Annotated in this window: 12 protein-coding genes; 3 read left to right on the forward strand and 9 right to left on the reverse strand. The window is 63.5% G+C overall.

Annotation, left to right across the window (positions count from 1 at the left end; genetic code table 11):
- Both PXK07_RS17230 and PXK07_RS17235 read left to right on the forward strand, forming a co-directional pair.
- Window positions 1-1,383, forward strand: a complete 1,383-nt coding sequence (locus PXK07_RS17230; RefSeq protein ID WP_274849586.1) for an aldehyde dehydrogenase family protein — start codon at window positions 1-3, stop codon at window positions 1,381-1,383.
- Between the two features lie 135 nt (window positions 1,384-1,518).
- Window positions 1,519-2,664 carry an iron-containing alcohol dehydrogenase gene (locus PXK07_RS17235; protein WP_274849587.1) on the forward strand — a complete coding sequence of 382 codons (1,146 nt, stop codon included), beginning with the start codon at window positions 1,519-1,521 and terminating at the stop codon, window positions 2,662-2,664.
- A gap of 74 nt (window positions 2,665-2,738) precedes the next feature.
- On the opposite strand, the gene PXK07_RS17240 is transcribed toward PXK07_RS17235, so the two are convergent.
- The 9 genes from PXK07_RS17240 to PXK07_RS17280 form a co-directional block, all read right to left on the reverse strand.
- The gene (locus PXK07_RS17240; protein WP_274849588.1) at window positions 2,739-3,101 is read right to left on the reverse strand and encodes a DUF5368 domain-containing protein; all 363 of its coding nucleotides are present in this window, start codon (window positions 3,099-3,101) and stop codon (window positions 2,739-2,741) included.
- A 13-nt stretch (window positions 3,102-3,114) separates the two neighbouring features.
- Complete coding sequence (locus tag PXK07_RS17245; protein ID WP_274849589.1) at window positions 3,115-4,425, reverse strand: NAD(P)/FAD-dependent oxidoreductase; 1,311 nt, start codon at window positions 4,423-4,425, stop codon at window positions 3,115-3,117.
- A 134-nt stretch (window positions 4,426-4,559) separates the two neighbouring features.
- Entirely contained in the window at window positions 4,560-4,997 is a 438-nt protein-coding gene (locus PXK07_RS17250) for a hypothetical protein (RefSeq protein ID WP_274849590.1), read from the reverse strand.
- Between the two features lie 33 nt (window positions 4,998-5,030).
- Window positions 5,031-6,002 (reverse strand): SLAC1 anion channel family protein, encoded by a 972-nt coding sequence (locus PXK07_RS17255; RefSeq protein WP_274849591.1) that lies wholly within the window; start codon window positions 6,000-6,002, stop codon window positions 5,031-5,033.
- A gap of 91 nt (window positions 6,003-6,093) precedes the next feature.
- Complete coding sequence (gene cydX, locus PXK07_RS17260) at window positions 6,094-6,231, reverse strand: cytochrome bd-I oxidase subunit CydX (protein ID WP_274849592.1); 138 nt, start codon at window positions 6,229-6,231, stop codon at window positions 6,094-6,096.
- Between the two features lie 13 nt (window positions 6,232-6,244).
- A complete protein-coding gene (gene cydB / locus PXK07_RS17265; RefSeq protein WP_274849593.1) occupies window positions 6,245-7,408 on the reverse strand; it encodes a cytochrome d ubiquinol oxidase subunit II in 1,164 nt (387 codons plus the stop codon).
- A 5-nt stretch (window positions 7,409-7,413) separates the two neighbouring features.
- The gene (locus PXK07_RS17270) at window positions 7,414-9,027 is read right to left on the reverse strand and encodes a cytochrome ubiquinol oxidase subunit I (RefSeq protein WP_274849594.1); all 1,614 of its coding nucleotides are present in this window, start codon (window positions 9,025-9,027) and stop codon (window positions 7,414-7,416) included.
- Window positions 9,028-9,181: 154 nt separating this feature from the next.
- Window positions 9,182-10,834: an amino acid ABC transporter ATP-binding/permease protein gene (locus PXK07_RS17275; RefSeq protein ID WP_274849595.1), complete on the reverse strand. Its 1,653-nt coding sequence runs from the start codon at window positions 10,832-10,834 to the stop codon at window positions 9,182-9,184.
- A complete protein-coding gene (locus tag PXK07_RS17280) occupies window positions 10,831-12,417 on the reverse strand; it encodes an ABC transporter ATP-binding protein/permease (protein ID WP_274849596.1) in 1,587 nt (528 codons plus the stop codon). Before PXK07_RS17280 ends, PXK07_RS17275 begins: the two co-directional genes overlap by 4 nt.
- A 164-nt stretch (window positions 12,418-12,581) precedes the next feature.
- On the opposite strand from PXK07_RS17280, the gene PXK07_RS17285 reads away from it, so the two are divergent.
- Window positions 12,582-13,049, forward strand: coding sequence for an RrF2 family transcriptional regulator (locus PXK07_RS17285; protein ID WP_274849597.1), 468 nt, complete (start codon window positions 12,582-12,584; stop codon window positions 13,047-13,049).
- Window positions 13,050-13,303 lie beyond the last annotated feature (254 nt).

Here is a 13,303-nt window from a genome sequence, read left to right on the forward strand (position 1 = left end):
ATGAGCCAGACACTGACATGTATCTCTCCGATCGACGGATCGACCTTTGCCACGCGCGAGACCCTGTCGCGCGATGACGCCTTTGCCGCCGCCAGCCGCGCGCGCGACGCGCAAGCCGCCTGGGCCGCGCGCCCCCTGGCTGAGCGGATCGACCTGGTGATGGCTGGTGTCGCCAAGGTTGGCGAGATGAACGACGAGATCGTCCCCGAACTGGCCCATATGATGGGGCGCCCGGTGCGCTATGGCGGCGAATTCGGCGGCTTCAACGAGCGCGCCTCCTACATGGCCGAGATCGCCAAGGACTCGCTGGCCGATATCGAGGTGGGCGAGGACGCGACCTTCAAGCGCTACATCAAGCGCGTGCCCCATGGCGTGGTCTTTGTCGTGGCGCCCTGGAACTACCCTTACATGACCGCGATCAACACCGTGGCCCCGGCCCTGATCGCGGGCAATACCGTGGTGCTGAAACATGCAACCCAAACCCTGCTGGTGGGTGAGCGCATGGCGGCGGCCTTCCATGCCGCGGGCGTGCCCGAAGATGTGTTCCAGAACGTCTTCCTCGATCACGACACCACATCCGAACTGATCGCGCGCCGGGCCTTCAACTTCGTCAACTTCACCGGCTCGGTCGGCGGCGGTCAGGCGATGGAGCGCGCAGCGGCCGGCACTTTCACCGGCGTCGGCACGGAACTCGGCGGCAAGGATCCGGGCTACGTCATGGAAGACGCGGACGTTGACGCGGCTGTCGAAACACTGATCGACGGCGCCATGTTCAACTCGGGCCAGTGCTGCTGCGGGATCGAGCGGATCTACGTGCATGAAAGCGTCTATGATGCCTTCCTCGCCAAGGCGGTGGAAATCGTGAAGGGCTACAAGCTGGGCAATCCCCTTGATGCCGAAACCACCATCGGCCCGATGGCCAATGCGCGCTTTGCCAAGGAAGTGCGCGACCAGATCGCCGAGGCGCTGGAGATGGGCGCAGTCGCCCATATCGACACCTTCGCCGAGGATGACGGCGGGGCTTACCTGACGCCGCAGATCCTGACCAATGTCAGCCACGAGATGCGCGTGATGCGCGACGAAAGCTTCGGTCCCGTGGTTGGCATCATGAAGGTCTCCTCGGACGCCGAGGCCATCGCGCTGATGAACGACAGCGATTTCGGCCTGACCGCCTCGCTCTGGACCAAGGATGTGGAACGCGCGCAGGCCGTGGGCGATCAGATCGAGACGGGTACCGTCTTCATGAACCGCGCCGACTATCTGGATCCGGGCCTGTGCTGGACCGGTTGCAAGAACACCGGACGTGGCGGCGGCCTGTCAGTGATCGGCTATCAGAACCTCACCCGCCCGAAATCCTATCACCTGAAAAAGGTGACGGGCTGACCATGACAACCCTTTCCTCCCTCACACCAAAGGGCGGCGTCCGCCCGGGTGGGTGCGAATGCGCCCGCCATGGGGGCGGGCGGGCGCAGCCCGGGCCACAAGCGCCCCGGGCCATTTATCTCGAAAGGTAGCAACATGTCTCTCGTTGGAAACTGGTCCTATCCGACCGCAATCAAGTTCGGCGCTGGCCGGATCAAGGAACTCGCCGCAGCCTGCGCCCAGGCCGGCATCAAGAAACCGCTTCTAGTCACCGACAAGGGCCTGGCAAACCTGCCCGTGACCCAGGGCACGCTCGACATCATGGAGGCCGCAGGCCTTGGTCGTGGCATGTTTTCCGAGGTCGACCCCAACCCCAATGAAAAGAACCTCGAGGCGGGCGTTGAAGCCTACAAGGCAGGCGGCCATGACGGTGTGATCGCCTTTGGCGGCGGCTCTGGCCTTGATCTGGGCAAGATGGTCGCCTTCATGGCCGGTCAGACCCGCCCGGTCTGGGATTTCGAGGATATTGGCGACTGGTGGACCCGCGCCGATGCCGATGCCATCGCACCGATCATCGCCGTGCCGACCACCGCGGGCACCGGTTCCGAAGTGGGTCGCGCCTCGGTCATCACCGATTCCGTCACCCATCAGAAGAAGATCATCTTCCACCCGAAGGTTCTGCCCACCGTGGTGATCTGCGATCCCGAGCTGACCGTGGGCATGCCGAAGTTCATCACCGCAGGCACCGGGCTTGATGCCTTTGCCCATTGCGTCGAAGCGTTTTCCAGCCCGCATTACCACCCGATGAGCCAGGGTATCGCGCTGGAAGGCATGCGGCTGGTCAAGGACTATCTGCCCCGTGCCTATGCCAATGGCACCGATATCGAGGCCCGCGCGCAGATGATGTCCGCTGCCGCCATGGGCGCCACCGCGTTCCAGAAGGGTCTTGGCGCCATCCACGCCATGAGCCACCCGATCGGCGCGGTCTTCAACACCCACCACGGCACCACAAACGCGGTCTGCATGCCTGCGGTTCTGGACTTCAACGCCCCCGTGATCGCCGACCGGTTCAACCAGGCGGCGGCTTATCTGGGCATCGAAGGCGGTTTCGATGGTTTCCGGTCTTACGTGCAGGAACTGAACGACAGCCTTGGCATCCCGCGCAAACTGTCGGACCTGGGTGTCACCGATGCCTCGATCCCGGAACTGGTCAAGGGCGCGATCATCGACCCCTCCTGCGGCGGCAACCCGATCGAGCTGACCGAAGCCAACCTGACCGAGCTGTTCCAGGCGGCGCTGTAACGCCTGGCAGTTTAATAGGAAAAGGCGCCTCCACATTGCTTCGTGGAGGCGCCTTTTCTGTTTGCCCGAGCCCTCTATTCCTTGCCGATCCGGCGCATATCCACGAACAGAGACTGCAGGGTATAGACCAGAATGGCCGCCCCGATGGCGCCACCGACGGCGACGCCAAGCAAGACCACCACATCGATGGGTCCACCAATGTCGGACAGGCCGGAATTCGTCATCACCATGACGAACCAGACCCCAAGCACCGCGCCCAGGGGCATGGACAATTGCGCCACTAGGAACTTGCGCCAGCTGATCGCCCGGTCGCGGATCAGAACATAGAGATAGGCAACGGTCAGCCCCGCCGCCGCAACAACCATGGCCCAGAACAGGCCCCGGCCAAAGATCTCTTCGAAGACAGCAATGAGAGTGCCGAATGTCAGGTCCTTCATGTCTTCTCCCTCCTCAGGCTCGGCCACGCAGCATGGCGTTATAGGTGGCCTTCAGCGCCACTTCCTTCATCAGCCAGCTGATCCACAATTCCTCCAGCGGAGCGATGATCCCCGGGAAGGACGGCACAAGGTCGTTGTTGTAATCAAACTCGATCAGCATGGCGCGGCCGACCTGGGTGATCATCGGGCAGGAGGTATAGCCGTTGTAGGTCTCACTCGCGTCGCGCCCCTCGATGGCGGCGATCAACCCGTCCTCGACCACTGGCACCTGCCATTTGACGCTGGCCGCGGTCTTGCCCTTGGGCACGCCCGCCACATCGCCCAGCGCCCAGATCTCCGGGTAGCGCAGATGTTGCAGCGTGGCCTTGTCACATTCGACCCAGCCCTGGTCGGTCCATTTGTCGGCCCAGCTGAGGCCGGACTGACGGATCACCTCGGGGGCGCGCTGCGGCGGGATCACGTGGATATAATCATAGTCCATCTCCACCTCGCCATCGGCGGTGGCAAAACGCGCGCGTTTGGCGCCCGCATCGATGGATTTCAGCGTGTGCTTCATATGGCTTGCGATGCCGCGGTCCCCGAACAGCATGCGCACCTTTTCGGCCACGATCGGCACCCCGAACAGCGCCCCCTGCGGCGCAGCATAGCGCACGTCGATCTTGCCGCCATTTCCCGCGCGTTTGGCGATATCGTCGATCAGGAAGGTGTGCTTCAGCGGCGCGCCTGCGCATTTCATCTCGGTCTCGGGGCGGGTGAACAGGCCGACGCCGCCCTCTTCGGTGAATTTCGAGGCCGCCTGCCAGGTTTTGGCCGCATATTCGGGTCCGGCATAGAGCGCGCCGATCCCGTTCTGCCCGACCATATCCAAAGAAAAGCCCTCAATGGCGTCATGGTCCAGGATCAGCCCCGGCGCCACCACCAGGAAATCATAGGCCAAGGTCTGACCGCTGTCCGTTGCGACGGTCTTGGCCTCGGGGTCGATGGCCGCTGCCCGCTCCGCGATCAGTTTGACACCACTGGGCAGCCAATCGGTGGTCAGGCTGGTCACGTAATTCGCGGGCTTCAGCCCTGCCGCCACCAGCGACAGACCGGGCTGGTAAAGATGCTCGACCCGGGGATCCAGCAGGGTGATCTCTGCCCCGTCAAGCCTGCGCACCAGACGGTTGGCCAAAGCCGTGCCACCCGCCCCGGCACCGATGATGACGATGCGCGCCTTGGTGGCAGTCTGTGCCGTCCCCTCTTGCGGCAGCGCCAAAGTGGCAGCAGCGGCGCCGCCAGCGGCAAGCCCGAAAAACTGCCGACGCGTGGCGTTCAGCTTTGTCATGACGTCCTCCTCAGGAATTCTGGCATTCCGACACAAACATATCTTGAATTCGGAATGTCTTGTTTGATGCATGTCAAACGCACCAAAAGGATCTGCCCGCCCGCGTTCTGACGCAGACGGGCGAGCGCGGCGGGTCAGTAGGATGCAATCCGCGCGTTGGGGGCGATCATCGCAGCGGCCATGGCCTTGGGCTTGGCAACCGTCACTCCATCAAGCAGCACCGAGGCATCCGCGCCCTTGCCCGGCAGGTAGATCGCGCAGACCTCCACCTTGGCGCCCGGCAGGGTGGCAATCTTGCGCATCAGGCCCTGCGGGCTCATCTCGCGCGGCGGCTGCGGCGCGGTTGCGCTTTCGGGTGCGTCCTTAAGGGCGATATCCGCCGCCGGACCACACAAGAGAATATGCGGCGCCACGCCCTGCTGCGCGGCCTGCATGGCCAGCACCATCGCCATAAGCTGGGTCTGCGGCTCTGGCGCAGTCAGAACCGTCACCAAGGTCTCCGGGGCCTGTTGCGCCAGGACCGGACCGGTCAGCGACAGGGCTGCCAGGGCTGCAATTGCGACTTTCTTCATCACCTTCTCCTTTTCAAAAGGTCTGTGGTCGTTTCATTCGGGCTGACAGATTTCACCGCGGGCGATGGCGAGGCCCGTGCGCCAGACCAACCCGGCGACGATGGCGCAGAGCAGGGCCAGCAATACGTAGCCGCCAACCTCGTGCCCGGCGCTGCCAGAGAGGGCGCCAAAGCGGAAACTCGCGATGGTCAGCGCCGCCATCGGAAAGCTGAGCGCCCACCAGGACAGGGCGAAGGGAAGGCCGCGCAGCTTGGCCACCTGCGTTGCCGCCAGGGCAAAGAAGACAAGCGCCGCGCCAAATAGAAAGCGGGCAAAGCCATCCAGCACACCGCCGTTCAACTGCAGCCAGGCCAGGAAGCCGACAGCCGGAGGCGCGATCAGGATCGCAAGGGTCGGCACCATGCGCCCCGGCAAGGGATCGTGGAACATCAGACGGTTCATCACCAGGACCAGCAGCACCAGCCAGAAGATCATACCGGCGGAAAAGAACAGCCAAGAGGTCTCGACAAACCCCAAGGCGACACCGGCGACAGGCGCCACCACATTACCCACCGCCGGGATAAACCAGGCGGGCGACATGTGAATGGTCTGAAAGCTGCGATGGCCGATCCAATTCGACAGCACTGCCAGGGTCAATGCCCCCTGCGCCAGCGCCCCGACCAACCAGACGATGCGGGCAAGCTCCGGCAAGACCGGGCGCAGGGCGGTTGCGATCAGCAAAAGCGAGATCGACATGGCCGGGAAGAAGGCCAGCTTCACCGGATGCTGCCATTCGGCGGCAACCGCTGCCGGGTGGCGCAGCGCCTTGAGCGTGTAGACGAAGGCCAGCACCGCAAAGGCCACAACGGCCAGCCCCAGGACCACAAGGCTGATGCCATCAAAACCGGCCGTATGCAGGGCCAGGGTCACCCCCGACAGGCCCATGACGGAGGCAAAGAACGGCACCGGGAAATGCGCAAGCCGGGGGTCTTCTGCCTGTTGGGGTGTTTGTGGTTCCGTGCTCATCGGGTCCTCCTGTCTTGGATGTTTCGGAGCGGGGCGCGCCGCTTGGGGATCTGCCGCCGCCGCGCTCACTATAGCGAGGATCGGCCGCGTTTCAGTGCTTGTGCTCGCCCAACGGGCAGTCGCCCTCGTCGGCAAGGCAGGCATCGGCGCGCAACTCCAGCCACATGGCGTTCAGAACCGCAAAGAGCGCCGCCAGCGGAAGGCCAAGAAGCCAGGCAAAATACCACATGTTTTCAATTCCTTCAGTAAAGCGTATCTGCGTTTTCAGCGACATGCGCCTCGGTCACCTTGCCCCAGAGCACCCGGTAGACCCAGGCGGTGTAGGCCAGGATCAGCGGCATGAAGATCGCCGTCACCACCAGCATGATGAACAGTGTCTGATGCGAGCTGGAGGCATCCCAGACGGTGAGCGAACTGTTCGGGTCCACCGTCGAGGGCAGGATGAAGGGGAACATGGTCAGCCCGACCGAGGCGATCACCCCGGTGATCCCCAGCTTGGACCACAGGAGGGTGGACACCTCGCCGCGCCCTTTCAACCCGCGCACCGCCAGGGCGATGCCGACAAAGCCCATGATCGGGGCAATCGCGATCCAGGGCCGCACGGCATAGGCCGTGAGCCAGCTGCCGCCACGTGCAACCTCTGAATATAGCGGATTGGACGGGCCGTTGGGCAGCACCTCACCGGCCAGGGCAAAACCGTCGATGCCGACAGCCAGCCACAGCCCGGCCAGCGCATAGCCTGCGGCGGCAACCAGGCCTGCAACCACACCGATACGGCGGGCGCGGGCGGCAATCGCGCCTTCGGTCTTCACCGTCAACCAGGCCGCACCATGCATCAAGAGCATCGAGAAGGACACCACACCGGCGAGGAGTGCGAAAGGCCTCAGCAGGCCAAGGAATTTGCCATAATAGCTGCCGTCATACATCGGCATCAGGTCGGGCGTCAGATGGAAGGGCACCCCCAGAAGCACATTGCCCACCGCAACGCCGAACAGGAGCGCGGGAACCGCTCCGCCTGCAAACAGCGCCCAGTCCCAGCGCGCGCGCCATGTGGCGCCTTCCCGCTTGGAACGATATTTGAAAGCCACGGGGCGCACGATGAAGGCGGCCAGCACCACGAACATCGCCAGGTAGAACCCCGAAAAGGACACCGCATATAGCGGCGGCCAGGCGGCAAAGATCGCACCGCCCCCAAGGATGAACCAGACCTGGTTGCCTTCCCAGACCGGACCCACAGTATTGATGACGACGCGGCGCTCCACATCCGTTTTGGCAACGAAGGGCAGCAAGGCTCCCACGCCCATGTCGAACCCGTCGGTCAGGGCAAAGCCGATCAGAAGCACGCCAAGCAGCGCCCACCAGATGACACGCAGGATATCGAAATCGATCAGTTCATAGAGGATCATATCGGTTACTCCGCAGGGGTTGCAGATGAGGCGGCAAGACCCGGTTGCTGTTGCAGGCGCGCCTCGTGCCGCTGTTGCCAGGCGTCGGTCTCTTCCACGTCCTGGAACGGGCCTTTGCGGATGTATTTCACCATCAGGCTCACCTCGATCACGAAGAGCACCGTGTAGAAGATCACGAAACCCGCCAATGTGATGAGAAGATCCGCAATGCTGAGATGCGAGGCCGAGAGCGCCGTTGGCAGCACCCCGTCCACCGTCCAGGGTTGGCGTCCGAATTCGGCCACGAACCAGCCCAGTTCGGCCGCGATCCAGGGGGTCGGGATGATCGCCACCGCCGCATAAAGCGACCAGCGCGGGAACTGCATGTTGCGGAAAGAGGCCCGGTAGAAGAAATAGCCCATCACCGCGATAAAGCTGAAGCCAAGTGCCACCATGATGCGGAAGGCCCAGAACAGCGGGAAGACGCCGGGAACGGTATCCTCTGCCGCCATGGCGATCTGTTCATCCGTGGCCGTGCGCGGGTCTTCGACATAGCGCTTCAACAGATAGGCAAAGCCCAGATCGGCCGAGTTCTGCTCGAAGATGAACCGCGCCTCGGCGGGGGCATTGCCGCGCTCTTCGCGGATGGTCATCAGCGCATCATAGGCAATGATGCCGCGGCGGATCTTCTCTTCGGCCTCAAGGACCAGATCGTTGATGCCGGGGATTTCCTCGGTCAGGCTGCGGGTGCCGATCAGCCCCATGGCCCAGGGGATATGTAGCGCATAATGCGTTTCGCGCGCCTCCTGGTCGGGCAGGCCCACCAGGGTAAAGGAGGCAGGCGCGGGCTCGGTCTCCCACATGGCCTCGATCGCGGCCAGTTTCATCTTCTGGGTATGGCTGGCGGAATATCCCGATTCATCGCCCAGCACGACAACAGACAGCGCCGCCGCAAGGCCAAAGGAAGAAGCCACCGCGATGGAACGCCGGGCCAGGTCCTTGTGCCGCCCCTGGATCAGATAGAGCGCCGATACGCCCAGCACAAAAACCGCAGCGGTCACGTAGCCTGCCGATACCGTATGCACGAATTTGGCCTGGGCCACCTCGTTGAACACCACGTCGAAGAAGGAGGTCATCTCCATCCGCATGGTGTCGGGGTTGAATTCGGCCCCCACCGGGTTCTGCATCCAGCCATTGGCAATCAGGATCCACAACGCCGAGAAATTCGACCCGATGGCCACCAGCCAGGCCACCACCATATGCTGCACCTTCGACAGCTTGTCCCAGCCAAAGAAGAACAGCCCGACAAAGGTGGCCTCCAGGAAGAAGGCCATCAGACCTTCAATCGCCAGCGGAGCCCCGAAGATGTCGCCCACATAGTGGCTGTAGTAGCTCCAGTTCATGCCGAACTGAAATTCCATGGTGATGCCCGTGGCGACACCCAGAACGAAGTTGATGCCAAAGAGCGTACCCCAGAATTTGGTCATCTGACGCCAGATGGGGCGGTTCGTCATCACATAGACCGTCTCCATGATTGCCACGAGGATCGACAGACCCAGCGTCAAGGGCACGAAGAGGAAGTGATACATGGCCGTCATCGCAAACTGCAGGCGCGACAGCTCGACCAGTCCGATCTCCATGGGATGTTTCCTTTCGGTTTGTATTCCACATGACAGATGCGGATTTAAACCGGTTATATTCCGAATCTACGATGTGAAATTGATCTGGGTCAATTTCCCCATCTAGAATGCAGATTTTATCGCCGCTACAGCACATGACCCCGGCAGGAACCGGTCAGGAGGATCGCAGCTTGCAGATACGGTCGGCGCTTTCGATCTCGGCCTTACGATGCGCGGCGATCAGGATGGCGGCCTCCGGGCAGGCGCGCCGGATCCCCAGCATCACGGCGCGGGCCATCTCATCATCCAGCCCCTCGGTTGGCTCATCCAACAGCAAAAGCCGCGGCTGGCGCAGGATCGCCCGGGCCAGAACCAGCCTGCGCGCCTCGCCACCGGACAGGCCCGCGCCGCGAAAGCCAAGTCGGGTCTGCAGACCTGCGCGCTGGCGCAGGGTGTCGGCAAGGCACGTATCCTCCAGCGCCTGCCACAGTGTCTCGTCATCGGCATCGGGCGCGGCAAGCCGCAGGTTCTCGGCAATGCTGCCTGCGATCAGGGCATGGCGTTGCGGCACCAGGACCATGTCACGGGTCACATCGCCAAGCGGCAGATCCGCAGGGGCCTGCCCACCGTAGAGCAACCTGCCCGCCGTCGGGCGCAGCGCCCCTGCCGCCAACAACAGGACCGTGCTTTTGCCGCTGCCACTGGGACCGGTCAGAACAAGGGTCTCTCCCGGTCCGACAGAGAAAGACAAGGGAGCAAAGATCGGCGTACCTCGTGCCAGGGTCACGGCGTCACAGACAAGATCCCCCGCCCGGTCACCGGTCAGAAGCCCGCCGACCTCATCATCCGGGTCCAGTTCTTCCCCCAAGGCCGGCAGCACCCGACGCGCCGCATGGGTCATGCGCCCGATCTCGGCCAGGGCGCGGCGCACGGGCGCGACCGCCTCGCCCAGGGCCAGCGCCACGAATAGGGCGATGGCGGCACTGGCGGCGGTGATGTCTCCGCTTTGCACCAGAAAGATCCCAAGCCCGAGGGTTGCTGCGGTGATCCCTCCGCCCATCAGTTCCAGCCAGGCCCCGGCCCGACGTTCGACACGGTCCAGGCTTTGGCGGGCACGGGTATGGCGTTCAAAGGCATGGTTCACCGTCCGGGCCGTGTGCTGTAACTGACCATAGACCGTCAGATCGTCCCGCCCGGAAATCAGGTCGATCAACCGGCTGCGCCCGGCCTGCAAGGCGGCCTCTGCCTGCCGCGCCGGACCACGGGCCAACCGCTGGCCGAGGAAGAACACGGCGGTTGGCAGGATCAGGTAACCGCCACCGATGACCAGCGCGACGCTGGGATGGACCAGAACCCACAACAGCACCGAGGCCCCCAGGATGGTGATGCTACCCGCCAGCACCGGCAGCACCAGGCGCAGCAAGGCGCCATCCAGCGCATCGGTATCGGCGGTGATCCGGTTCAGCTCGGTATTGGCCCGCAGCCGTTCGATCTGGCGATGGGGCGCCTGCGACAGGCCGATCAGCAAGCGCAGCCGCAAGCCCGACAGCGCCCGCAGGGTGGCATCATGGGTCAAAACCCGCTCCCCATAGCGCGCTGCGGTGCGCCCCAGGGCCAGAAAACGCACCATGGCTGACGGCACAAAGACGTTGAACAGAATGCCAAGCCCCGCCATCCCCGCCGCCGCCGAAGCGATGATGAACCAACCCGACAGCCCCAGCAGCGCGGTGCCCATCGCCAGTACGGCCACGGACAGCGCCAAGCCACGCCAAAGCGCAGCGCGTTCATCCCGCACCACCATCAGGATCAGGCGGAAAAGAGCGCTCATGCTGCACCCGTTGTCGGCTGCAGGACGATTTGCCGGGACATGCGCCGTGCCAAGGCCGGATCATGGGTCGCGATGACCAGCGTGCCACCGGGTTTGGCGAATTGCATCAGCCCATCGATCACATCTGCGGCGGTTACTGCGTCCAGATCGGCAGTGGGTTCATCCGCCAATAGAACCTGCGGCGCCCCATTGAGCGCACGCGCCAGGGTCACACGCCGCGCCTCGCCCCCCGATAGCCCCGCGCCGCGCTCTCCAAGCAAGGTCAGATCCCCGCGTGGCAACCGATCCAGGACCTGCGACAGCTGTGCCTGGGCCACCGCATCCCCATTGAGCCGCGCGCCAAACCCCAGATTGTACCGCAGGCTTCTGTTCAGGAAATGCGGCGCCTGGGGCATCCAACCAATCATGGCCCGCCAGCGATCCGCCAGATCATCGTCCAACGGGGCGCCGTCCAGGGTGATCCGGCCGTGGTCCGGGCATTCCAAACCAGCCAAGAGCCGCAGAATGGTACTCTTTCCCGCGCCGCTCTGTCCCAGCAGTGCAACCGTGTCCCCGGGCAGGATCTGGAAGTCCGGAAAGATAACCCCATGGTGGGCCACAGCCTCAAACCGCACCACCGGCATCCCCGGTAACGGCGACACCGCCTTCCCTGTGCCCATGCGTTTGCCACGCGGCTCGACCCGCCAATCCTCCAGTTCCTTCAGCACCGCCTCGGCCGCGGCCCGATCATGCCAGGCCGCCGCCAGATCGCGCAGCGGCTGAAAGAACTCCGGCGCCAGAAGCAGCAGATAGACGCCTGCGACCGGGCTGAGATCCCGGCCCCAGCCGCCCCAGTCCAATTCCCCCAGCAGGGAAAACCCGACCCAGATCGCCACCATGGCAACGCCAAGAGCAGAGAACAGCTCTAGCACGGTGGAAGACAGAAAGGCTATGCGCAAGACGGCCATGGTCCGTTGCCTGAGGCTGTCACTCGCGTCAGCAAAATCCGCAATCACCGCCGGTCCTGCGCCGATGAGACGCAGATCGCTCAAGGCGCTCAGGCGATCCACCAGGAGGTCGCTCAACGCGCCGACTTCGCCCATCTGGCGCGCACTCGCCTCCTTCGCGGCCCAGCCCACCAGCGCCATGAACATTGGGATCAGCGGCCCCGCGAATAACAGAACCAAAGCCACCGCCCAGCTGTGCCAGGCTGAAATGGCCAGGATCAGCAGCGGCACAACGGTGCTGCGCAGGCGCGCGGGCCGGTAGCGCATCAGATAGGGGCGCAGGGCTTCCAGTTTCTCGCCCATCATGGCCGCCAATGCCCCGGCGCCTCCAAGCCCAGACTGTGTTGCCGCCAGGGTCTCCGCTTCCACGACCTCGGCACGCACTTGCGCAATTCGGGCATCGGCCGCCGCCGACAATATCCGTTGTGCCCAAGCCTCACCCGCAGTGCGCAGACCCCAGAGGGCGAAGAAAGCCGCAACCGTGGGGAGCAGGGCCACCTGCTCCGGCGCGGTCAGCAAAGTACCAAAGGTCCATGCGATGATCGCGGCAGCCAGCAGCCACAACAGCGCCGCCAGCAACGACAACCAGGCCCCCATCACATCCGCTTTGACAAATCGAAACCCCTCGCGGCGCACGATGAACCCTTTATATTCAGCATTTCTGATTGGGATTTAATACCTCAGGCGTTCGACCGTTTTGATCTCGCGCAAGGTTATGTGGTATTTGTCGTGCAAAATACTGAGGCCCATTGAGGACCGACATGAGACTGACAACCCGAACCAACCTGGCCGCACGCATTCTGATGACCTGCGCCGGGACGACCGACCACCTGCTGAAAACCGCAGATATCGCCAAGCTGTGCAATTCCTCGACCAACCACACGGCCCATGTGGTTCAGCGGCTGCAGGCCGAAGGCTATGTCAGCACCCTACGCGGGCGCGCCGGGGGTATCCGCCTGGCCCGCCGCCCGGATCAGATCTCCATCGGCGAGATGTTCCGGCTGTTCGAAGGCGAGATCCCCATTGCGGAATGTTTCGACCCCGAGACCAACGGCTGTCCGCTAACAACGGCTTGCCGCCTGCGCAGCTATATTCAAAAGGCGCTTGATGCCTTCTATCACGAGTTGGACATGGTCACTCTGCACGATCTGGTTCAGGGCAACTGCGGACTGACTCATCTTCTGGCGATGCATCCCGCAAACGGGACGGCCTGTTCGCCGCCGCAGTAGCGCCTGAGCCGTCCCCTTTGACGGAGCCACAGGTTCGCCCTGCCTTCCACCTTGCCCACTCCGGATATCCGGTCAGAAATCTTGGCAACGGTGCGCGGGCTGATCGGGCGTGTGGTGGCGGGTCATGAGAGCGGCCAGGTCACCGTAGCTCTCGAAGGAGCGTTGGCGTCCATGCTTGACTTGTCCCGGAACGCAGGAAGCCGCCCTTGGGCGGCTTGTTCTTGTATATTGGTTGCGGGAGCAGGATTTGAACC

The sequence above is a fragment of the Phaeobacter sp. QD34_24 genome, from assembly GCF_028890115.1.
GTDB lineage: Bacteria > Pseudomonadota > Alphaproteobacteria > Rhodobacterales > Rhodobacteraceae > Phycobacter.

Bases quoted from the DNA above. Each gene is read 5' to 3' on its own strand.
- PXK07_RS17230 (WP_274849586.1), top strand. From the start codon at position 1: ATGAGCCAGACACTGACATGTATCTCTCCGATCGACGGATCGACCTTT.
- PXK07_RS17235 (WP_274849587.1), top strand. From the start codon at position 1,519: ATGTCTCTCGTTGGAAACTGGTCCTATCCGACCGCAATCAAGTTCGGC.
- PXK07_RS17240 (WP_274849588.1), bottom strand. From the start codon at position 3,101: ATGAAGGACCTGACATTCGGCACTCTCATTGCTGTCTTCGAAGAGATC.
- PXK07_RS17245 (WP_274849589.1), bottom strand. From the start codon at position 4,425: ATGACAAAGCTGAACGCCACGCGTCGGCAGTTTTTCGGGCTTGCCGCT.
- PXK07_RS17250 (WP_274849590.1), bottom strand. From the start codon at position 4,997: ATGAAGAAAGTCGCAATTGCAGCCCTGGCAGCCCTGTCGCTGACCGGT.
- PXK07_RS17255 (WP_274849591.1), bottom strand. From the start codon at position 6,002: ATGAGCACGGAACCACAAACACCCCAACAGGCAGAAGACCCCCGGCTT.
- cydX (WP_274849592.1), bottom strand. From the start codon at position 6,231: ATGTGGTATTTTGCCTGGCTTCTTGGCCTTCCGCTGGCGGCGCTCTTT.
- cydB (WP_274849593.1), bottom strand. From the start codon at position 7,408: ATGATCCTCTATGAACTGATCGATTTCGATATCCTGCGTGTCATCTGG.
- PXK07_RS17270 (WP_274849594.1), bottom strand. From the start codon at position 9,027: ATGGAGATCGGACTGGTCGAGCTGTCGCGCCTGCAGTTTGCGATGACG.
- PXK07_RS17275 (WP_274849595.1), bottom strand. From the start codon at position 10,834: ATGAGCGCTCTTTTCCGCCTGATCCTGATGGTGGTGCGGGATGAACGC.
- PXK07_RS17280 (WP_274849596.1), bottom strand. From the start codon at position 12,417: ATGGGGGCCTGGTTGTCGTTGCTGGCGGCGCTGTTGTGGCTGCTGGCT.
- PXK07_RS17285 (WP_274849597.1), top strand. From the start codon at position 12,582: ATGAGACTGACAACCCGAACCAACCTGGCCGCACGCATTCTGATGACC.